19 protein-coding genes are annotated in these 20,292 nt (G+C 71.0%); 8 read left to right on the top strand and 11 right to left on the bottom strand.

The features are described from left to right. Positions 1-11 precede the first annotated feature (11 nt). On the bottom strand, positions 12-1,160 hold the full coding sequence (locus OHA89_RS08340) for a glycerate kinase (protein WP_215146724.1): 1,149 nt from the start codon (positions 1,158-1,160) through the stop codon (positions 12-14). Between the two features lie 143 nt (positions 1,161-1,303). Between OHA89_RS08340 and OHA89_RS08335 the strand changes: the two genes are divergently transcribed. From OHA89_RS08335 to OHA89_RS08325, 3 genes are read left to right on the top strand one after another with little or no spacing between them, the layout of a single operon-like run. Continuing rightward, positions 1,304-3,022, top strand: coding sequence for a BCCT family transporter (locus OHA89_RS08335; RefSeq protein WP_406365794.1), 1,719 nt, complete (start codon positions 1,304-1,306; stop codon positions 3,020-3,022). Between the two features lie 9 nt (positions 3,023-3,031). Next, entirely contained in the window at positions 3,032-3,532 is a 501-nt protein-coding gene (locus OHA89_RS08330) for an NUDIX hydrolase (RefSeq protein ID WP_266613903.1), read from the top strand. 35 nt (positions 3,533-3,567) lie between these two features. Continuing rightward, positions 3,568-3,996 (top strand): hypothetical protein, encoded by a 429-nt coding sequence (locus tag OHA89_RS08325; protein ID WP_215146721.1) that lies wholly within the window; start codon positions 3,568-3,570, stop codon positions 3,994-3,996. Positions 3,997-4,016: 20 nt separating this feature from the next. Here the strand turns inward: OHA89_RS08325 and OHA89_RS08320 are convergent, their stop codons facing one another. From OHA89_RS08320 to OHA89_RS08310, 3 genes are all read right to left on the bottom strand, one after another. Then, on the bottom strand, positions 4,017-4,520 hold the full coding sequence (locus OHA89_RS08320) for a methylated-DNA--[protein]-cysteine S-methyltransferase (RefSeq protein ID WP_406365793.1): 504 nt from the start codon (positions 4,518-4,520) through the stop codon (positions 4,017-4,019). A 10-nt stretch (positions 4,521-4,530) separates the two neighbouring features. After that, positions 4,531-6,006: an AlkA N-terminal domain-containing protein gene (locus tag OHA89_RS08315; RefSeq protein WP_266613901.1), complete on the bottom strand. Its 1,476-nt coding sequence runs from the start codon at positions 6,004-6,006 to the stop codon at positions 4,531-4,533. An 87-nt stretch (positions 6,007-6,093) separates the two neighbouring features. Further along, the gene (locus tag OHA89_RS08310) at positions 6,094-7,299 is read right to left on the bottom strand and encodes a CdaR family transcriptional regulator (RefSeq protein WP_257559280.1); all 1,206 of its coding nucleotides are present in this window, start codon (positions 7,297-7,299) and stop codon (positions 6,094-6,096) included. A gap of 185 nt (positions 7,300-7,484) precedes the next feature. Between OHA89_RS08310 and OHA89_RS08305 the strand changes: the two genes are divergently transcribed. Genes OHA89_RS08305 through OHA89_RS08285 form a run of 5 tightly spaced genes read left to right on the top strand, consistent with a single transcriptional unit; the run spans position 7,485 to position 12,297 of the window. After that, a complete protein-coding gene (locus OHA89_RS08305; RefSeq protein WP_215146719.1) occupies positions 7,485-8,276 on the top strand; it encodes an ABC transporter ATP-binding protein in 792 nt (263 codons plus the stop codon). Next, the gene (locus OHA89_RS08300; protein ID WP_266613899.1) at positions 8,273-9,049 is read left to right on the top strand and encodes an ABC transporter ATP-binding protein; all 777 of its coding nucleotides are present in this window, start codon (positions 8,273-8,275) and stop codon (positions 9,047-9,049) included. The genes OHA89_RS08305 and OHA89_RS08300 overlap by 4 nt, the downstream gene beginning before the upstream one ends. Then, the gene (locus OHA89_RS08295) at positions 9,046-9,936 is read left to right on the top strand and encodes a branched-chain amino acid ABC transporter permease (protein WP_266613898.1); all 891 of its coding nucleotides are present in this window, start codon (positions 9,046-9,048) and stop codon (positions 9,934-9,936) included. The genes OHA89_RS08300 and OHA89_RS08295 overlap by 4 nt, the downstream gene beginning before the upstream one ends. Positions 9,937-9,949: 13 nt before the next feature. Then, the gene (locus OHA89_RS08290; protein WP_257559279.1) at positions 9,950-11,020 is read left to right on the top strand and encodes a branched-chain amino acid ABC transporter permease; all 1,071 of its coding nucleotides are present in this window, start codon (positions 9,950-9,952) and stop codon (positions 11,018-11,020) included. After that, entirely contained in the window at positions 11,017-12,297 is a 1,281-nt protein-coding gene (locus tag OHA89_RS08285) for an ABC transporter substrate-binding protein (RefSeq protein WP_406365792.1), read from the top strand. Before OHA89_RS08290 ends, OHA89_RS08285 begins: the two co-directional genes overlap by 4 nt. Before the next feature lie 157 nt (positions 12,298-12,454). On the opposite strand, the gene pssA is transcribed toward OHA89_RS08285, so the two are convergent. From pssA to ccrA, 7 genes are all read right to left on the bottom strand, one after another. Then, positions 12,455-13,315: a CDP-diacylglycerol--serine O-phosphatidyltransferase gene (pssA, locus tag OHA89_RS08280; protein WP_406365791.1), complete on the bottom strand. Its 861-nt coding sequence runs from the start codon at positions 13,313-13,315 to the stop codon at positions 12,455-12,457. Beyond that, on the bottom strand, positions 13,302-13,958 hold the full coding sequence (locus tag OHA89_RS08275; RefSeq protein WP_069922629.1) for a phosphatidylserine decarboxylase: 657 nt from the start codon (positions 13,956-13,958) through the stop codon (positions 13,302-13,304). The genes pssA and OHA89_RS08275 overlap by 14 nt, the downstream gene beginning before the upstream one ends. A 186-nt stretch (positions 13,959-14,144) precedes the next feature. Beyond that, the gene (locus tag OHA89_RS08270) at positions 14,145-15,350 is read right to left on the bottom strand and encodes an acyl-CoA dehydrogenase family protein (protein WP_257553451.1); all 1,206 of its coding nucleotides are present in this window, start codon (positions 15,348-15,350) and stop codon (positions 14,145-14,147) included. A 2-nt stretch (positions 15,351-15,352) separates the two neighbouring features. After that, the gene (locus OHA89_RS08265; RefSeq protein WP_030155134.1) at positions 15,353-15,865 is read right to left on the bottom strand and encodes a MaoC family dehydratase; all 513 of its coding nucleotides are present in this window, start codon (positions 15,863-15,865) and stop codon (positions 15,353-15,355) included. A gap of 5 nt (positions 15,866-15,870) precedes the next feature. Next, positions 15,871-16,845: an HpcH/HpaI aldolase/citrate lyase family protein gene (locus OHA89_RS08260; RefSeq protein WP_406365790.1), complete on the bottom strand. Its 975-nt coding sequence runs from the start codon at positions 16,843-16,845 to the stop codon at positions 15,871-15,873. Next, positions 16,842-18,911, bottom strand: a complete 2,070-nt coding sequence (locus OHA89_RS08255; RefSeq protein WP_266613889.1) for a protein meaA — start codon at positions 18,909-18,911, stop codon at positions 16,842-16,844. The genes OHA89_RS08260 and OHA89_RS08255 overlap by 4 nt, the downstream gene beginning before the upstream one ends. Positions 18,912-18,932: 21 nt before the next feature. Further along, a complete protein-coding gene (gene ccrA / locus OHA89_RS08250; RefSeq protein ID WP_257553448.1) occupies positions 18,933-20,270 on the bottom strand; it encodes a crotonyl-CoA carboxylase/reductase in 1,338 nt (445 codons plus the stop codon). Between the last annotated feature and the right edge of the window lie 22 nt (positions 20,271-20,292).

The raw sequence follows: 20,292 nt of genomic DNA, 5'->3' as shown, positions 1-20,292 counted from the left end.
GGCTGATCCGGTCAGAGCACCTCGGCGGCGATGTTGGCCGCGACCTGCTCCAGCAGGGGGCCCGCGTTCGGGATGGACTTGGCCGGGTCGGGCTCCACGTCCGAGAGCGGGTACGCCTTGCGGATGCCCGCCGCCTCCAGGGCCTCCTGGGTCAGCAGCAGCCGTCCGCACACCGCCACGACCGGCTTGCCCGCGGCCCGGGCCGCCGCCGCGACACCGGCCGGGGCCTTGCCGTGCAGGGTCTGCTCGTCCAGCGAGCCCTCACCGGTGATGACCAGCGTGGCGCGCTCCAGCGCCGGCGCGAAGCCCAGTACCTCCAGCATCAGCTCGATGCCGGGCCGGAACGTGGCGCCGAGCAGCAGCGCCCCGTAGCCGATGCCGCCCGCGCCGCCCGCACCCGGGAGCAGCGCGCACTCGGCCGCCTTCGCGCCGATCGACTTCTCGAGGACCTGCGCGAAGTGCGCCAGCGCCGCGTCGAGCGTCGCCACGTCCTCGGGCGAAGCCCCCTTCTGCGGGCCGTAGACGGCCGGCGCGCCCTTCGGGCCCGTCAGCGGGTTGTCCACGTCGCTCGCCAGGACGAACTCCACGTCCGCGAAGCGCGGGTCGATCCCCGACAGGTCGGCCGAGGCCAGCTCGGCCAGCGCGCCGCCGCCCGGACCGACCGGTTCGCCGTTCGCATCCAGGAACACCGCGCCCAGCGCCGCCAGCATGCCGGCGCCGCCGTCGGTGGTGGCGCTGCCGCCCACGCCGAAGACGATGGAGCGCGCGCCCGCGTCCAGCGCGGCCTTCAGCAGCTCGCCCGAGCCGTACGTGGTGGCCGTCAGCGCGGCGAAGGTGCCCGCCGGCAGCAGCTGCAGCCCGGAGGCCTCCGCCATCTCGACGACCGCGGTGCCCTCGCGCAGCGCGAAGGCGGCCGTGACCTGGTCACCGAGGGGCCCGGTGACCCGTACCTCCCGGCGTTCGAAACCGGCCGCCACCGCGGCCGCGACCGTGCCGTCGCCGCCGTCCGCGACGGGGAGGGTCTCGATCTCCACGTCCGGTACGGCCTTGCGGAGTCCCGCCGTCACCCGCTCCGCGACCTGAACGGCCGTGAGCGAGCCCTTGAATTTGTCCGCGGCGATGAGCACGCGCGCGGTCTCAGTTACTGCTCCGTCCGTCACCTTGCTATTCCCTTGCTATCGAACAGTGCAGTCGCGCCGCCATGAGCTTATCCGGAGGATCCTCCTATGCCCATGAGTGGCCTGGGCCACACGCGGCGCGCCATGCGGCTAAATAGGCATATAAGCCTGCATAGTGTGGCCGCATGAGTGCGGATTCACTGGAACAGCCACGTCCGGATACCCCAGGTGACGGGTCCGGTGGTCCGGCGGACGGCACCCCCGACCTCACCGTCGTCACCGTGGGCGTGATCGCCGTGCTGGCCGTGGTCGCCTGGGCGGCCCTCGCCAAGGGCTCCTTCGACACCGCGTCGGGCACCGCGCTCGCCTGGGTGCTGAACAACTTCGCCTGGCTCTTCGTGATCGCCGCCGACGTCTTCCTCGTGATGTGCGTGGTGCTCGCGATCAGCCGCTTCGGCCGGATCCGCCTCGGCGCCGACGACTCCGAGCCCGAGTTCACCAACCTCGCGTGGATCGCGATGATGTTCAGCGCCGGTATGGGGATCGGCCTCATGTTCTACGGGGTGGGGGAGCCGCTCACCCACTACCTGGTCCCGCCCCCGGCCTCCGGCGCCGCCCCGTCCTCGGGCGCCTCCGCCCTGGCGGCCATGGAGTACTCCTTCTTCCACTGGACCCTCACCCCCTGGGCGATCTACGGCATCGCCGGACTCGCCCTCGCCTACGCGACCTTCCGCAAGGGCCGCGGCAACCGCCTCAGCTCCGCCTTCGTTCCCCTGATGGGTCAGGAGCGCGCCGACGGATGGGCCGGGAAGGCCATCGACCTGCTCGCCGTCTTCGCCACCGTCTTCGGCACCGCCACCAGCCTCGGGCTGGGCGCCCTCCAGGTGTCCAAGGGACTGAACCTCACCACCGGGGTCGAGGACTCCACGACCGTCGAGCTGATCATCATCGGCTCGCTCTCGGCGGCCTTCGTGCTCTCCGCCTTCTCCGGCCTGCACAAGGGGGTGAAGTGGCTGAGCACCATCAACCTGGTGCTCGCCGCCACCCTGATGCTCTTCGTCTTCGTGCTCGGCCCCACCGTCTACATCCTCGACGTGATCCCCTCCAGCATCGGCGGGTACCTGAGCGAGCTGGTGCCCATGGCCACCCGCACCGGCGCCTTCACCGACAGCGCCTGGCTCGGCGCGTGGACGATCTTCTATTGGGCGTGGTGGCTCTCCTGGGCACCGTTCGTCGGCACCTTCATCGCCCGCATCTCGCGCGGCCGCACCATCCGCGAGTTCCTCATCGGTGTGCTCCTCGTGCCCAGCGGGGCCACCGTCATCTGGTTCTGCGTGATGGGCGGCACCGCCATCCGCCTGGACTCCACCGGCGCCGTCGACTTCGCGGCCAAGCTCAAGGAGGGGACGGAGGCCTCGCTCTTCGCGATGCTGGACGCGCTGCCGCTGGCCACGGTCACCTCATGGGTCGCCATGGTCCTGGTGATGACCTACTTCGTCACCAGCGCGGACTCGGCCTCCCTGGTCATGGGCTCGCTCACCAGCCGCGGCTCGCTCCACCCGCCGACCTGGCTCGTCGTCACCTGGGGCGTACTGATGGCCGCCGTCGCCGCCGTGCTGCTCGTCGCGGGCGGCCTGAAGTCCCTGCAGACCGCCACCATCCTGGTCGCGCTGCCCTTCGTCCTCGTCATGCTGGTGCTCTGCTGGGCCCTGGTGAAGGAGCTCCGCGAGGACCCCGGCGCCGGGCCCGTCCGCCACCACGCGCTGCACGGCATGCGCGACGCCGTCCGGGCCATGGTCGGCGACGCCATCACCGAACAGGGCCAGGCCGTGCACCCGCGGCTGCGGCGTGTCGCCGAGTCCAGGGGCCGGGACCGCGAGGACGGGCCCGGCAGCCCTGGGTAGGGTGGCGACGTGACCACCACGGATGACTACGCCACCTACATCGCGAGCCTGCCCCGGGTGCTGGCCGGCGCGGCCGCCCTCTACCGCGACGCCGAGGGCAGGGTCCTGCTCGTCGAGCCCAACTACCGCGAGGGATGGGTCCTGCCGGGCGGCACCATCGAGTCGGACCAGGGCGAGTCGCCGCGCACCGCCGCCCGCCGCGAGAGCGCCGAGGAGATCGGCATCGACGTGCCGCTCGGCCGGCTGCTCGCCGTGGACTGGGTCCTGGGCGCGGACCGCCCGCCGCTGGTCGCGTACCTCTACGACGGCGGGGTGCTCGACGCCGAGCAGCTCGCCTCCATCAAGCTCCAGGAGGAGGAACTGATCTCCTGGCGGCTGGTCGATCCCGCCGAACTCACCGAGTACCTCCACGGATCGCTCGGCCTGCGCACCGAAGAGGCCTACCGGGTCCTGCAGTCGGGCGAGGGCGCCGTGGAACTGGAGAACGGCCGCCGCCCCGTGTCCCAGTAACACCGGGCTTACTCCGAGCAGGACAGAATCAGCTGATGATCACGATGTACGCCTGGCCCAGCACCGCCGACGGGCCCGACGCCCTCCCCATGGTCCACTTCACCACCGATCAGCAGTCCGCCGGCGAGGTGACCCCGGAGGGGATGCCGGTCTGGCTGTTCGACACCGCGATCCGCGACGGCGGCTGGTCCCAGTTCACCGACTTCGAGGGCTGGTCCGTGCCCGCCACCCAGTGGCAGGCCTTCTACCGCCGCGAGGACGACCTCCTCGCCGTCAGCGGCCCCGGCTCCTGCGAAGGCTGGTACCAGGGCAACCTCGGCGCCGACGCCGACTGGGTGACGGCGGCCGCCGCCCAGCAGAGCGTGGTGCTGCTCGCCGCCCCCGTCCAGCACCCCTCGCTGTACGGCTACGCGGTGGAAGCGGGCGCCGCCTTCGCCCTGCTGGTCCCGCTGCTCGTCGTCTAGCCGCCAGGTCCCCTCCGGGACTAGAGCTGCCGGGCCCCGGCCTCGAAGCCGAGCAGCCGCACCTTGCGCTCGACGCCGCCGCCGTAGCCGGTCATGCCGCCCGATGCCCCGATCACCCGGTGGCACGGCACGATGATGCCGATCGGGTTCTTCCCGTTGGCCAGCCCCACGGCGCGCGAGGCGTTCGGCTTGCCGAGCTCGGACGCGAGCTGCCCGTACGACCAGGTCTCGCCGTAGGGGATCCGTACGAGCTGGTCCCACACGCTGCGCTGGAAGTCGGTGCCCTCCAGCCGTAGCGGCAGGTCGAACTCGGTGCGTTCCCCGGCGAAGTACGCGGTCAGCTGCCGCACCACTTCGGGGAAGGGCTCCTCCGTGGCGGCGACCCGCTCCCCGAAGGCCTCCTCGGTCGGGCGGTGGCGCTGCCCGGTCATGTACAGACCGCTGAGGACCCCGTCCGTCGAGACCAGGGTGAGCGGACCGTAGGGGCTGTCGACGACGGCGTGCTGCTTGCTGCTGGTGTTCACGATGTGCTCCTCAGGCGGGCAGGTGGTTGATGGCGTGGTCGTCGGTGGCCCACAAGTACTGGACGGCGTAGGCGCGCCAGGGCCGCCAGCGGGCCGCCCGGGCGGTCAGCGCCGAGGGCGTGGACGGCAGCCCGAGCCCCTGCGCCGCCCGCCGGATGCCCAGGTCGGACGGCAGGAACGCGTCCGGGTCGCCGAGCGCCCGCATCGCGATGATCTCGGTGGTCCACGGGCCGAAGCCGGGCAGCGCGGACAGCTGCGCGCGCGCCGCCTCCCAGTCGCTGTCGATGCCGAGCGGCAGCGAACCGCCGGCGAGCGCCGAGACCAGCGTGGTGAACGTGGTGCGCCGGGTGCGCGGCATGGCCAGGGACTCCGGGTCCACCTCGGCGAGGGCCTGCGGGGAGGGGAAGAGGTGGGTCAGCCCGCCGAGCGGGTCCTGCACGGGCTCGCCGTGCGCGGTGACCAGCCGGGCCGCGTGCGTGCGCGCCGCCGCCGTGGACACCTGCTGGCCGAGGACCGCCCGTACGGCGAACTCCGCCGCGTCGACCGTACGGGGAACCCGGCGCCCGGGAGCCTTGTCCACGAGCGGGGCCAGCAGCGGGTCGGAGCGCAGCTGCTCGTCGACGGCCTCGGGATCGGCGTCCAGGTCGAGCATCCAGCGGCAGCGGCTGATGGCGATGGTGAGGTCGCGCAGGTCGGTCAGGGCGAGGCGGCAGCCGATGTGGTCGGGCTGGGGGGTCAGTGCGACGACCCCGGTGCCGTAGGGCAGGCGCAGGGTCCGGCGGTAGGCGCCGTCCCGCCATTCCTCCACGCCGGGGACGGCGGTCGCGGCCAGGTGCCCGAAGAGGTTGTCCGGGTTCAGGGGGGCCCGGAACGGCAGCCGGAGGCTGATCGTCCCGGGGATCCGCGGCTGATGGCGGTTGGCCTTGTCGGCGCGCAGCCGCAGCTCGCTGGGGGAGAGGGCGAAGACCTCGCGGACGGTGTCGTTGAAGGTGCGGATGGAGGAGAAGCCGGCCGCGAACGCGACGTCCCCCATCGGGAGCTCGGAGGTCTCGATGAGCAGCCGGGCGGTCTGGGCGCGCTGGGCCCTCGCGAGGGCCAGGGGTCCGGCGCCGAGCTCGGCGCTGAGCTGCCGTTCCACCTGGCGGGTGGAGTAGCCGAGCCGGGTGGCCAGGCCGGGAACCCCCTCGCGGTCCACCACCCCGTCCTGGATGAGGCGCATGGCGCGGGCGACGGCGTCGGCGCGGGCGTTCCACTCGGGGGAGCCGGGGCTGGTGTCGGGCCGGCACCGCTTGCAGGCGCGGAAACCGGCCTGCTGGCAGGCGGCGGCGCTGGGCAGGAAGGTCATGTTCTCGACCTTCGGCGGTACGGCGGGGCAGCTGGGCCGGCAGTAGATCCGCGTGGTCAGGACGGCGGTGAAGAACCAGCCGTCGAAGCGGGCGTCCTTCGACTGCACGGCTCTGACGCAACGCTCGGTGTCGGTGTGCATGGCTCCAGGATCCGGGGTGAGATCCACCGCGGCTGGCGGTTTTCCGACATCAAGCCTACGGCGCGCCGACCCGGACCGCGGAAGCGGTCAGGGGCCGGGCGGCCCCGCGGCGGCGGACAGGCGGTGGGCGTCGCGGGCCAGGGTGAGGGCGACCAGGTCGTGCGGCCGCGACAGGGACCGGGACGTCAGGTGCTCCAGGCGGCGCAGCCGGTTGAACACCGTGTTGCGGTGGCAGTACAGCCGGGTCGCCGCCCGCCCGGCGGAGCCCTCGGCGGCGAGCCACGCGTCGAGCGTCTCCAGCAGCACCGCCCGGTCCGCCGGGTCCAGTTCCAGGAGGGGCCCCAGGACCGCCTCGACCAGCTCCCCCGCGAGCTCGGGCTGGCCCACCACCAGCGCGGCGGGCAGCCGCTCCGACAGGCGGACCAGCCCGCGCTCCTCCGCACCGCAGGTGGCCAGCGCCGTCTCGGCCAGGCGGCGGGCCCGGCTCAGCTCCGCCAGCCCGTCCACCACCGGGCTGATCCCGCCCGGCCCGTGGCAGCGGTCGGCCAGCTCCGAGGCCAGCTCCTCCGGGGAGGACGACCCCAGGGCCACCACCGCCAGCTCCTGCTCCGCCCGCATCCGCCAGAACAGCCGCATCCCGCCCACCGCCGCCACCCGGTGCACCGAGTCCCGCCGGTCCACGGGGAGCACGACCACCGCGTACCGCCCCTGCTCCGGCAGGTCCAGGCCCGCCGCCGCGCGCGCCGCCAGGCCCGGCGCCGCGTCCCCCTGGAGCAGCGCGTCCAGCAGGGCCTGCACCCGCTCGTCGCTGCGCCGCCGCATCTCCCGCTCGCCCGCCCGGTAGGCCTCCGCCGTCGTCGCGGCCTGCTGCTCGATTCCGGCCCACATCGCACCGGCCGTCCGCGCCAGCACCGGCAGGGCGTCCGGGTCCTCCTCGGTGACGATGTCCAGCAGCGCGTCCCAGGTCAGCCGCCCCGCGCGCCGGTACGCGTACAGCAACAGGTCCAGCGGAAGCCCCTGTTCGGCCCGGCGCCGCCCCAGCTCCTCCGCGTACACCAGGTCCTTGCGCGTGTCCGAGCGCCGCGCGGCGAACGCCTCGATGCCGTAGCGCATGGCCTCGCTGATCTGCTGCCAGTGCTCGTCCCGCGGCACCACCAGGTCGAACAGCGGCGAGTGCTGCGCCAGATCGCCGATCAGCTGCTCCGTGAGCTCCGGGACGCGCTCCAGCAGCACCTCGGCCGCCGTCAGCAGCACCGACCACTCCGCTTCCGTACGCGCCCTGCGTCCGCCCATGGCCGCAGAGGATGTCACCCGCGGCCCACCCGCGTAAGGGGCCCCGTACGCAGGTCTGTGCCGCTGCACAACCGGACCCCACTCCCGGCTGGTCATCGGCAGCGATTCCGCTTCGGGGCGTGGACGGCCGCCCCGCCCGGTGCTGGTCTGTGCGCCAGCACAGAGCCGGAACAGTGGGAGGGGATGTGGCCTCGCTCCAAGTGCGCGAGCTGTCCGTCGGCTACGGGCCGGTCCGGGCGCTGCGCGCCGTGTCGCTCGACGTACCCGCGGGCGCCGTGGTCGTCGTACTCGGCGGGAACGGTGCGGGAAAGACGACCCTGCTGCGGGCCGTGTCCCGCACGCTCGCCTTTCACCGCGGCGCCGTCACCGGGGGCAGCGTGACCTTCGACGGCATGCCGCTGGACGGACTGGCCCCGGCCCGTGCGGTCGCCGCCGGAGTGGTGCAAGTCCCCGAAGGGCGCCAGGTGTTCGCCCGGATGAGCGTCGCGGACAACTTGCGGGCGGGCGCCCTCGGGGCCCGGGCCGGCTCCCGGGCCGACACCGCCCGCTCGCTGGCCCGCGTCCACGAACTCTTCCCGGTCCTCGCCAAACGCTCCAGGCAGCGGGCGGGCCTGCTCTCCGGCGGCGAGCAGCAGATGCTGGCCCTCGGCCGCGCCCTGATGGCCCGCCCCCGGCTGCTGCTCCTGGACGAGCCCTCACTGGGTCTGGCGCCGAAGATGGCCGCGACGATCGCCGCGACCATCACCGAGATCAACGCCTCGGGCACCTCCGTGCTGCTGGTGGAGCAGAACGCCGCCCTCGCGCTCCGGCTCGCCTCCCACGCCTACGTCCTGGAGGTCGGCGAGGTCACCCTGTCCGGCCCGGCCGCCGAGCTGGCGGCCTCGGACGAGGTACGCCGCCGCTATCTCGGCATCACGGACGAAGGCGCCGTCGAAACGCCACCGGCGAGCGGCACCCTGCGCAGGTGGTCGGCGTGATCCCGCCCCTCACCGTCACCGACGTCACCGTCCGCTTCGCCGGTCTCACCGCCCTCGACGGCGTCTCCTTCACCGTCGAGCCCGGCAGTGTGCACGCCGTCATCGGCCCCAACGGCGCCGGCAAGTCCACCTGCTTCAACGTGCTCTCCGGGGTCTACCGGGCCACCTCCGGCAGCGTCCGCTTCGGCGCCGCCGAGCTCACCGGCCTCGCCCCGCACGCCGTCGCCGCCCTCGGCATCGCCCGTACCTTCCAGAACCTCGCCCTGCCCCCGCACACCACGGTCGCCGAGAGCCTGCTGCTCGGCCGCCACCGGCTGATGCGCTCCGGATTCCTCGCGGCCGGACTCCGGCTGCCGGCCGCCGTCCGCGAGGACCGCCGGCACCGCGAACGGGTCCGCGAGATCGCCGCCTTCGTCGGTCTGGAGGCCGACCTGGCCGCCCCCGCCGGCTCCCTCCCGTACGGGAAACAGAAACTCGTCGAGCTGGCCCGGGCCCTGTGCATGGAGCCCCGGCTGCTCCTCCTGGACGAACCCGTCGCCGGAATGACCGCCGGTGAACGGCAGCGCACCGCCGCCGTCATCGCGGGAGTCCGCGACGGCCTCGGCATCTCGATCGTGCTCGTCGAACACGACATGGGGGTGGTGATGCGGCTCGCGGACGCGGTGACCGTACTCGACTTCGGCAGACGGATCGGCGGCGGAACCCCCGCCCAGGTGCAGAGCGACCCGGCGGTCGTCCGCGCCTACCTCGGCGAGGAGGACCCTGCCGCGTGACCACCTTCCTTGAACTGCTGCTCGGCGGCCTCTCCATGGGCTCCGTGTACGCGCTGATCGCCCTCGGCTTCGTGGTCATCTTCAAGGCCACCGAGGTCGTCAACTTCGCCCACGCCTCCCTCCTCCTGGCGGGCGGCTACGTCACCGCCGTCCTGCACGACGACATCGGCTTCTGGCCCGCCCTGGCCGTGGGCATCGGCGCCGCCGCCGCGGTCGGTGCCGGGGTGGAGTTCCTGGTCATGCGCCGCTACCGCGGCCAGGACCAGAGCGTCCTCGCCATCGTCACCATCGGCGTGGACATCCTGCTCACCACCGACCTCACCCGTCGCATCGGTACGGACGTACTCGCGCTCGGCGATCCGTGGGGCGACGCGGTGGTCCACCTGGGCCCGGTCACCCTCCCGCAGACCCGGATCGCGGCCTTCGCCTCCGCGAGCCTCCTCATCGGCGCATTCCTGCTGCTGTTCCGGTACACCGCCTGGGGGGTGGCCATGCGGGCCGCCGCCGAGAAGCCGGAGACCGCCGCGCTGATGGGCGTCCGGCTGGGCCGGGTCTCGCTGGCGGCGTGGGCGGTCGCCGGCGCCCTGGCCGCCGTGGCGGCGCTCTTCCTCACCGTCTTCCCCACCCCCGGCCTGGAACGGGCCACCTCACTGGCCGCCCTCAAGGCCTTCCCGGCCGCCATCCTCGGCGGCCTCGACTCCACCACCGGAGCCCTCGCGGGCGGCCTGATCGTCGGCGTCACCGAGGCCATGGCCACCGGCTACCAGGGCCAGCTCGCCTTCCTCGGCCGCGGCATCGGCGACCTCGCCCCGTACCTGGTCATGGTCGCGGTGCTGCTGCTGCGCCCGGCCGGCCTCTTCGGCACGAAGGAGCCCGCCCGTGTCTAGCACCCCGCGCCCGATCCCCAAGGGCCTGGTCCTCAGGCGCGCGATCCCGGGGCGCCCGATCCTGTGGAGCGCCGGGGCCGTCGTGCTCCTCGCGCTGCCCTTCTACCTGGAGCGGTTCTGGCTCCAGGCCGGGCTGTTCGCCATCGCCGCGGGCATCGGGGCCATCGGCCTCAACCTGCTCACCGGCGCCACCGGCCAGCTGTCCATGGGGCACGCCTTCTTCCTCGCCGTCGGCGCGTACGGATACTGCGCCCTGGCCGGGGACGGCGGGCGGTCCGGCGGCCACGAGCTCGTCGGCCTCGGCCTGCCCAGCTGGCTGGCGGCCGTGCTCGCCGTCGTCCTCGCCGGAGCCGTCGGCGGGCTCTTCAGCCCCATCGCCGGCCGCCTGCGCGGCGCCTACCTCGGCATCGCCACCCTCGCGCTGATCTTCATCGGGCAGCACGTGCTGTTCAACGCCACCCCCCTCACCGGCGGCTTCAACGGCCGCGCCGTCGAACCCCTCTCCCTCCTCGGGATCACCTTCGACGACACCGAGACCGTGATCGCCGCCGTCCCCTTCCAGTCCGCCGAGAAGCTCTGGTACGTCGCCCTCGCCGCGCTCCTGGCCTGCGCCCTCTTCGCCCGCGGCATCCTGCGCGGGCGCCCGGGCCGCGCCATGAACGCCATCCGCGACCACACCATCGCCGCCGGGGTCATGGGCGTCCCCGTGGCCCGCTACCGCGCCGCCGTCTTCGTCCTGTCCTCCATGTACGCGGGCCTGGCGGGGGTCCTGCTCGCCCTCGTCTTCCAGCGCACCGTGCCCGACTACTTCGGCATGGTCCTGTCCCTCGAATACCTCGCCATGATCGTGATCGGCGGCCTCGGCACGGTCGCGGGCGCCGTCATCGGCGCCGCGTTCGTCTCCCTGCTGCCCCAGCTGCTCACCCGCTACAGCGACGCCCTCCCGCTCGTCGCCGCCCCCGGCGCCGGCGGGGTCTCCCCGGGCGAGGCGTCCCGCTACCTGTACGGCGCGGCCGTCGTCGCCGTCGTCCTGTTCCTCCCGGGCGGCCTCGCCCGGATCAGACCCCCGAAGGAGCCAGCGTGATCAGACCCGGCACGGACAAGCGAGCGCGACTCGGTACGGCGGCCCTCGCGGCCGCGCTCCTGCTCACCGGCGCGGCCGGGTGCAGCGGCAAGGCGGGCACCGGCACCGAGGACAAGCAGGGCGAGGGCGGGGTCAAGACCGGCAAGGGGGTCACCGCCACCGCCATCCGGCTCGGCGCCCTCACCGACATGACCGGCGTCTACGCCTCGCTCGGCAAGAGCGTCACGCAGGCCCAGCAGCTGTGGATCAAGCAGACCAACGCCGCCGGCGGCATCTGCGGCCGACAGCTGGAGCTGACGGTCCGGGACCACGGCTACGACCCGCAGAAGGCCCTCGCCGGCTACACCGAGCTGGAGCCCGACGTGCTCGGCTTCGCCCAGTTCATCGGCTCCCCGTTCGTCGCCGCCGCCAAGGACCGCATCGACGGCCAGGACAAGGGGCTGGTCATCCCGCAGGCCTGGTCCGCCTCGCTGCTGGGCAGCCCTGCCATCCGTACGGTGGGTGCCACCTACGACATCGAGACGGTCAACGCCATCGGCTACCTCCTCGAACAGAAGCGCATCGCCTCCGGGGACAAGATCGGGCACGTGTACTTCGAGGGTGACTACGGCGAGAACGCCCTGGCCGGGTCCAAGCACGCGGCCAAGGAGGCCGGGCTGACCGTCGTCGAGCAGAAGATCAAGCCCACCGACAACGACATGTCCGCCCAGGTCGCCGCACTCAAGCAGGCCGGGGTCAAGGCCGTGGTGATCAGCGCCGGGCCCCGGCAGGCGGCCTCGCTGGTCGGGGTCGCCGCGGCCGGCGGCTGGAACGTCCCGGTGGTCGGCAACAACTCGGCCTTCGCTCCGCAGCTGCTCGCCACCCCGGCGGGCGCGGCCCTGCAGAAGGACTACTACGTCGCCGCGTCCACCCTGCCCATCGGCTCCACCGCCCCCGGCCCGGCGGCCCTCGCCGCGGCCTACAAGGAGGCCTACCCGGGCGCGGGGCTCGACAACGGGGTGGTGGCCGGATACACGGCCGCCGCGGTCTACGGGGAGGCGCTGAAGAAGGCCTGCGCGGACAAGGACCTCACCCGCGAAGGCGTGGGCAAGGCCCTGCTGAGCCTGAAGTCCTACGACAGCGGCTTCGGGATCACGCACGACTTCTCCGACCCGAAGTCCCCTTCCACCAGGCAGAGTGTGATCATGAAGCCGGACGAGCAGACCCCGGGCGGCCTGAAGGTGGTCAAGGAAGCCGCGGTAACCCCGGCAGCCCAGGCCTACACCCCCGGCACCTAGCCGCCTGGCAGCACCTCCCAGCCCTCCCGGGCCCCCTCCAGCCCCTCCGGCGTTTGAGGAGCGGGGTCTGGGGCGGAGCCCCAGCAACGGACCCGCAGCCAGAAACGACAAGAGGCCCCCGGATGCCATCGGCATCCGGGGGCCTCTTGTCGTACAGCTAGCGCAGCGTGGTGGCGCGGGCCTCGCGACGGTTGTGCCGGAAGGTGTTCGCCCTCCGGGTCGTCGCGAACAGCGGAATGGTCGCCGCCATCGCGATCTGCAGGGCGCAGCCGGTCTGGAGCAGCAGCTGACCGCCCGGGGCGTCGAACGCCCAGGCCGCCAGCAGCCCCATCGCACCGACGATCCAGCAGAGCATCGCCACCGCGAGGACACCCCGCGGCTTCGGGTACTCGACCCGGCTCACCATCAGCCAGGCCACGCCGATGATCGCCAGCAGCGTCGGGACGAAGGGGAGCTCCAGCAGCACGATCGAGACGACCGTCAGGGCGCCGAAGGGGCTCGGCATGCCCTGGAACATGCCGTCCTTCATCGTCACGCAGCTGAATCTCGCGAGTCTGAGCACCACGGCCAGCAGCACCACGATCGCGGCCAGCGCCGACATCTTCTGCACCGCGTCGTCGGCGACCATGCCGTAGACGAGCACGAAGTACGCGGGAGCCAGGCCGAAGCTGATCAGGTCGGACAGGTTGTCCAGCTCGGCGCCCATCGGCGAGCTGCGCAGCTTGCGGGCCACGATGCCGTCGAAGAGGTCGAAGACCGCGGCGAGCAGCATCAGTATCACTGCCGTCGCGGCGCTGTTACGGGCCATGCCCGACTCGCCACTGCCGGTGAGGTGCGGGATGAGGATTCCGGTGGTGGTGAAGTACACCGCCATGAATCCGCACGTCGCATTGCCGAGCGTGAGGGTGTCCGCTATCGACAGCCGCAGCGAGAGCGGCATGTCGTCCTCGGCGGACTCCTCCTCGGCGGGCTCGGGCACCCAGCCGGCTGCCGGAGTCTCAGGGTCAGTCACGGTCAATTCGTGTCACCCCCGCGGTGGTGGCCTGACCGACCTCGACCGCGACCTCGACACCCTCGGGGAGGTAGATGTCGACGCGGGAGCCGAAGCGGATCAGACCGATGCGTTCGCCCTGCTCGACCTTCGTACCGGCCGGCAGGTACGGAACGATGCGCCGGGCGACTGCGCCGGCGATCTGCACCATCTCGATGTCGCCGAGCTCGGTGTCGAAGTGCCAGACAACGCGCTCGTTGTTCTCGCTCTCCTTGTTGAACGCCGGGACGAATCCGCCGGGGATGTGCTCCACGGACGTCACCGTGCCCGCCAGGGGCGCGCGGTTGACGTGGACGTTCAGCGGGCTCATGAAGATCGCGACCCGGGTCCGTCCGTCCTTCCACGGCATGATGCTCTGCACCACACCGTCGGCGGGCGAGATGACACGGCCCTGGGCGATCTCGCGCTCGGGGTCGCGGAAGAACCACAGCATGCCCGCCGCGAGCGCGGTGGTGGGCACGGCCGCCGCGGCCCAGCGCCCGGACTTGCGAGCCCGGGTGAGGCTGAGCGCCGCGGTGGCGAGGGTCGGCAGAAGCCACGGCGATGCTCCGCGCGCGAGGCGTACGCCACGGAGGCTGTCGCGAGGTGCAGAGGTTTGGCTGTGGGGCATGGATGACCTTCGTAGCGGGTGATTGCCGCGCCGTAAACGGGGGGACGGGACGGCGGCTTTACTGGAATGCTATCGGTTGCGCGCAACAACTGGGCAAGCCAGAAGCCGAGTCGATGGCCGTCGGCCAGTGACTGGTAGTGACTCTTTTGCGACGAATCAGTGGATGATCCGCCGCAAAAGGTACTTTCAGCCCTGGAGTCGGTACTCCTCGAGCAGGCGTCGCCCGATGATCATTTTCTGGATCTCGGCGGTACCTTCACCGATGAGCAGCATCGGAGCCTCCCGGTAGAGACGCTCGATCTCGTACTCCTTCGAGAAGCCGTAGCCGCCATGGATGCGGAAGGCGTCTTCAACCACCTCCTTGCAGTACTCGGAGGCGAGGTACTTCGCCATCCCTGCTTCGAGGTCGTTTCGTTCCCCGGAGTCCTTTTTGCGTGCTGCATTCACCATCATCGCATGGGCGGCTTCGACCTTGGTAGCCATCTCGGCCAGCTTGAACTGGATGGCCTGGTGCTCGGCGATCGCCTTGCCGAAAGTGTGACGTTGCTGGGCATACGAGACACCCAGTTCGAAAGCACGCTGAGCGACGCCGCAGCCACGCGCCGCCACGTTGACGCGGCCGACCTCGACCCCGTCCATCATTTGGTAAAACCCTCGGCCCGTCTGCCCGCCGAGTACGCGATTGGCCGGAATGCGCAGTCCGTCCATGATGAGCTCGGTCGTGTCGACGCCCTTGTAGCCCATCTTGTCGATCTTGCCGGGGATGGTCAGGCCCGGACGGACCTCACCGAAGCCCGGCTCCTTCTCGACGAGGAAGGTCGTCATCGACTTGTGGGGCGCCGTGCCCTCGGGGTGTCCTTCGTCACTTCGTACGAGAACGGCCACCAGGGTGGAGGTGCCGCCGTTCGTCAGCCACATCTTCTGGCCGTTCAGGACGTACTCGTCGCCGTCCTTCACCGCCTTGGACGTGATGGCCGACACATCGGAGCCGAGCCCCGGCTCGGACATCGAGAACGCGCCGCGCACCTCGCCCAGCGCCATGCGCGGGAGGAAGTGGTCCTTCTGCTCCTGCGTGCCGTGCTGCTTGAGCATGTACGCCACGATGAAGTGGGTGTTGATGATGCCCGAGACGGACATCCAGCCCCGCGCTATCTCCTCCACGCACAGCGCGTAGGTGAGGAGCGACTCACCCAGACCGCCGTACTCCTCCGGGATCATCAGGCCGAAGAGGCCGAGCTCCTTGAGGCCGTCGACGATCTGCTGCGGGTACTCGTCACGGTGTTCGAGCTCGGTCGCGACCGGGATGATCTCCTTGTCGACGAACTCCCGGACGGTCTTGAGGATCTCCCGCTGGACGTCCGTGAGCCCGGCGGTCTGGGCGAGTCGGGCCATGGCTACTTCCCCTGTTCCTTCAGCTGCGGGCGGCCGGGCTGCTCGCCGCCGCGCTCCTTGATGTACGTCTCGGTCGGGACCATCACCTTGCGCCGGAAGACGCAGACGAGGGTGCCGTCCTGCTTGTAGCCCTTGGTCTCGACGTAGACGATGCCGCGGTCGTTCTTCGACTTCGACGGGGTCTTGTCGAGGACCGTGGTCTCGCCGTAGATGGTGTCGCCGTGGAAGGTCGGCGCCACGTGCCGCAGGGACTCGATCTCCAGGTTGGCGATGGCCTTCCCGGAGACGTCCGGGACGGACATGCCCAGCAGCAGCGAGTAGATGTAGTTGCCCACGACCACGTTCTTGCCGAAGTCGGTCGTGTTCTCGGCGTAGTTGCTGTCCATGTGGAGCGGGTGGTGATTCATGGTCAGCAGACAGAAGAGGTGGTCGTCGTACTCCGTGACCGTCTTCCCGGGCCAGTGCTTGTAGACCGCCCCGACCTCGAACTCTTCGTACGTGCGTCCGAACTGCATGGGGATCAGGCCTCCGGGATCTCGAACTTGCTGGTGCGCTGCATACCGGCGGCCCGGCCCTTGCCCGCGATGACCAGGGCCATCTTGCGGCTGGCCTCGTCGATCATCTCGTCGCCGAGCATCGCGGAGCCCTTCTTGCCGCCGGCCTCCGAGGTGCACCAGTCGTACGCGTCGAGGATCAGCTCGGAGTGGTCGTAGTCCTCCTGCGAGGGGGAGAAGACCTCGTTCGCCGCGTCGACCTGTCCCGGGTGCAGCACCCACTTGCCGTCGAAGCCCAGCGCCGCCGCCCGGCCGGCCACCTCGCGGTAGGCGTCCACGTCGCGGATCTGGAGGAAGGGGCCGTCGACGGCCTGGAGGTTGTGCATGCGGGCCGCCATCAGGATCCGCATCAGGATGTAGTGGTAGGCGTCCGCGCCGTAGCCGGGCGGCTGCATGCCCACGACCAGGGACTTCATGTTGATCGAGGCCATGAAGTCGGCCGGGCCGAAGATGATCGTCTCCAGCCGGGGGGAGGCGGCGGCGATCTCGTCGACGTTCACCAGGCCCTTGGCGTTCTCGATCTGCGCCTCGATGCCGATCTTGCCGACCTCGAAGCCCATGGTCTTCTCGATCTGCGTGAGCAGGAGGTCGAGGGCCACGACCTGCTGGGCGTCCTGGACCTTCGGCAGCATGATGCAGTCGAGGTTCTGGCCGGCGCCCTCGACGACCGTGATCACATCGCGGTACGTCCAGTGCGTGGTCCAGTCGTTGACGCGCACGACCCGGGTCTTGCCCGTCCAGTCACCGTTGTTCAGCGCGTCCACGATGGTGTGGCGGGCGCCTTCCTTGGCGAGCGGCGCGCAGGCGTCCTCCAGGTCCAGGAAGACCTGGTCGGCCGGCAGGCCCTGGGCCTTCTCCAGGAAGCGCGGGTTCGAACCCGGGACCGCGAGGCAGGAGCGACGCGGGCGAAGACGGTTCACCGGGTGGACGGGCGTGGTCATGCGGGGACCTCCGTGCTTGCAACGATTTCGAGAGGGGCGAGCTTGTTGGCTTTGCGGATCTCGTCGACGATACGGCCGATGATCTCCGTGATGCCGAAATCCTTCGGGGTGAAGACGGCGGCGACTCCGGCCGCCTTCAGTGTCACGGCATCCGCGTTCGGAATGATGCCTCCGACGATGACGGGAATGTCACCCGCCCCTGCAACGCGCAGGCGTTCGAGGACATCCGGGACGAGTGCGCTGTGGGATCCGGACAGGATGGACAGTCCCACGCAGTGCACGTCCTCGGCCAGCGCCGCGGAGGAGATCTCCTCGGGCGTCAGCCGGATGCCCTGGTAGACCACCTCGAAACCGGCGTCGCGGGCCCGGACGGCGATCTGCTCGGCGCCGTTGGAGTGCCCGTCCAGGCCGGGCTTGCCGACCAGCAGGCGCAGCCGGCCCGAGCCGAGCTCGTCGGCCGTACGGGAGACCTTCTCGCGGACCTCGTGCATCGGCGTACCGGGCTCGGCGGTGACCGCGACCGGGGCCGAGGAGACCCCGGTCGGAGCCCGGAACTCGCCGAACACCTCGCGCAGGGCGCTCGACCACTCGCCCGTGGTGACACCCGCCCGGGCGCACTCCAGGGTGGCTTCCATCAGGTTCTCGGTGCCGGCCGCGGCCTCCTTGAGGCGGTCCAGGGCCTGCTGGGTGGTGGGGAAGACGAAGGGATCGCCGTTCCCCTGGCGGTCCGAGGACTCCTGACGCTCCGCCCGCCAGCGGACGATGCGCTCGACGGTGAGCGCCTCCACTGCCGGGTCGACCGTCATGATGGCGCCGTCCAGGTCGGCGGTGAGCGGGTTCTCCTCGGTCTGCTGGAAGCAGTTGACCCCGACGATCTTGTCCTCGCCGGCCTCGATCCGCGCCCGCCGCTCGGCGTGCGAGGAGACCAGCTCGCCCTTCAGGTACCCGGACTCGACGGCGGCCATCGCGCCGCCCATCTCCTGGATCCGGTCGATCTCGGCCAGGCAGTCGGCGACCAGGGAGTCGACTTTGGCCTCGATGACGTGGGAACCGGCGAAGATGTCCTCGTACTCCAGCAGGTCGCTCTCCAGGGCCAGGACCTGCTGGATGCGCAGCGACCACTGCTGGTCCCAGGGCCGGGGCAGGCCCAGCGCCTCGTTCCAGGCGGGCAGCTGAACGGCGCGGGCGCGGGCGTCCTTGGAGAGGGTGACGGCCAGCATCTCCAGCACGATGCGCTGGACGTTGTTCTCCGGCTGCGCCTCCGTCAGGCCCAGGGAGTTGACCTGGACCCCGTAGCGGAAGCGCCGCTGCTTCTCGTTCTCGATGCCGTAGCGCTCACGGGTGACCTGGTCCCAGATGCGGCCGAAGGCGCGCATCTTGCACATCTCCTCGATGAAGCGGACGCCCGCGTTCACGAAGAAGGAGATGCGGGCGACGACCTCCCCGAAGCGCTCCTCGGGCACCTGGCCCGAGTCGCGCACCGAGTCCAGCACCGCGATCGCGGTGGACATCGCGTACGAGATCTCCTGGACCGGGGTGGCTCCCGCCTCCTGCAGGTGGTAGCTGCAGATGTTGATCGGGTTCCACTTCGGGATGTGGTTGACCGTGTACGCGATCATGTCCGTCGTCAGGCGGAGCGAGGGTCCCGGCGGGAAGACGTGCGTCCCGCGCGAGAGGTACTCCTTGACGATGTCGTTCTGGGTGGTGCCCTGGAGCAGGGATATGTCCGCGCCCTGCTCCTCGGCGGCCACCTGGTAGAGCGCCAGCAGCCACATGGCGGTGGCGTTGATCGTCATCGAGGTGTTCATCTGCTCCAGGGGGATGTCCTGGAACAGCCGCCGCATGTCGCCCAGATGGGAGACCGGGACCCCGACCCGGCCCACCTCGCCGCGGGCGAGGATGTGGTCGGGGTCGTAGCCGGTCTGCGTCGGAAGGTCGAACGCGACCGACAGGCCGGTCTGGCCCTTGGCGAGGTTGCGGCGGTACAGCTCGTTGGACGCCTCGGCCGTGGAGTGGCCGGCGTACGTCCGCATGAGCCACGGACGGTCCTTCTGGCGCTCTGTCATCTCAGGCTGTCCCTTTGGCCCTTAGATGTTGCGGAAGCGGTTGATGGCGTCGAGGTGCGTGGCGCGCAGCTCGTGGTCGCGGACGCCCAGGCCCTCCTCGGGGGCCAGCGCCAGGACGCCGACCTTGCCCTGGTGGAGGTTGCGGTGGACGTCGTAGGCGGCCTGGCCGGTCTCCTCGAGGGAGTAGACCTTCGACAGGGTGGGGTGGATCTTGCCCTTGGAGACCAGGCGGTTGGCCTCCCACGCCTCGCGGTAGTTCGCGAAGTGCGAGCCGACGATCCTCTTGAGGGACATCCACAGGTAGCGGTTGTCGTACTCGTGGTTGTAGCCGGAGGTGGAGGCGCAGGTGACGATCGTGCCGCCCTTGCGGGTGACGTAGACCGAGGCGCCGAAGGTCTCGCGGCCCGGGTGCTCGAAGACGATGTCCACGTCCTCGCCGCCCGTCAGCTCGCGGATGCGCTTGCCGAAGCGCTTCCACTCCTTCGGGTCCTGGGTGTGCTCGTCCTTCCAGAACTTGTAGCCCTCGGCGTTGCGGTCGATGACCGCCTCGGCGCCCATCGCGCGGCAGATGGCCGCCTTCTCGGGGCTGGAGACCACGCAGATCGGGTTGGCGCCGCCGGCCAGTGCGAACTGGGTGGCGTAGGAGCCGAGTCCGCCGCTGGCGCCCCAGATCAGGACGTTGTCGCCCTGCTTCATGCCGGCGCCGTTGCGGGAGACCAGCTGGCGGTAAGCCGTGGAGTTGACCAGACCGGGGGAGGCGGCTTCCTCCCAGCTGAGGTGGCCGGGCTTGGGCATCAGCTGGTTCGACTTGACGAGCGCGATCTCTGCCAGGCCGCCGAAGTTGGTCTCGAAGCCCCAGATGCGCTGCTCGGGGTCGAGCATCGTGTCGTTGTGGCCGTCGGAGGACTCCAGCTCGACCGAGAGGCAGTGGGCGACGACCTCGTCGCCCGGCTTCCAGGCGTTCACGCCCGGGCCGGTGCGCAGCACGACGCCCGCGAGGTCGGAGCCGATGATGTGGTACGGCAGGTCGTGGCGCTTGGTCAGCTCCGACAGGCGCCCGTAGCGCTCCAGGAAGCTGAAGGTGGACACCGGCTCGAAGATCGAGGTCCACACGGAGTTGTAGTTGACCGAGGAGGCCATGACGGCGACCAGGGCCTCGCCCGGGCCCAGCTCCGGCACCGGGACGTTGTCCAGGTGAAGGGACTTGCGCGGGTCCTTCTCGCGTGTCGTCAGCCCCGCGAACATCTCCGCCTCGTCCTTGTGCACGGTGATCGCGCGGTACGAGTCGGGCAGCGGCAGGGCCGCGAAGTCTGCGGCGGTGGCGGACTGCGACTGAATCGCGTCCAGGATGTCCTTCACGGTAGAGCCTCCGGCTAGCGCT

This window comes from Streptomyces sp. NBC_01546 (assembly GCF_045208355.1).
Classification (GTDB): domain Bacteria; phylum Actinomycetota; class Actinomycetes; order Streptomycetales; family Streptomycetaceae; genus Streptomyces.
The sequence above is the reverse complement of the archived record's forward strand: the minus strand, read 5'-3'. Positions and strand labels throughout refer to the sequence as shown.

Bases quoted from the DNA above. Each gene is read 5' to 3' on its own strand.
- OHA89_RS08335 (WP_406365794.1), top strand. From the start codon at position 1,304: ATGAGTGCGGATTCACTGGAACAGCCACGTCCGGATACCCCAGGTGAC.
- OHA89_RS08325 (WP_215146721.1), top strand. From the start codon at position 3,568: ATGATCACGATGTACGCCTGGCCCAGCACCGCCGACGGGCCCGACGCC.
- OHA89_RS08315 (WP_266613901.1), bottom strand. From the start codon at position 6,006: ATGCACACCGACACCGAGCGTTGCGTCAGAGCCGTGCAGTCGAAGGAC.
- OHA89_RS08310 (WP_257559280.1), bottom strand. From the start codon at position 7,299: ATGGGCGGACGCAGGGCGCGTACGGAAGCGGAGTGGTCGGTGCTGCTG.
- OHA89_RS08275 (WP_069922629.1), bottom strand. From the start codon at position 13,958: ATGCCCCACAGCCAAACCTCTGCACCTCGCGACAGCCTCCGTGGCGTA.
- OHA89_RS08270 (WP_257553451.1), bottom strand. From the start codon at position 15,350: ATGGCCCGACTCGCCCAGACCGCCGGGCTCACGGACGTCCAGCGGGAG.
- OHA89_RS08265 (WP_030155134.1), bottom strand. From the start codon at position 15,865: ATGCAGTTCGGACGCACGTACGAAGAGTTCGAGGTCGGGGCGGTCTAC.
- OHA89_RS08260 (WP_406365790.1), bottom strand. From the start codon at position 16,845: ATGACCACGCCCGTCCACCCGGTGAACCGTCTTCGCCCGCGTCGCTCC.
- OHA89_RS08255 (WP_266613889.1), bottom strand. From the start codon at position 18,911: ATGACAGAGCGCCAGAAGGACCGTCCGTGGCTCATGCGGACGTACGCC.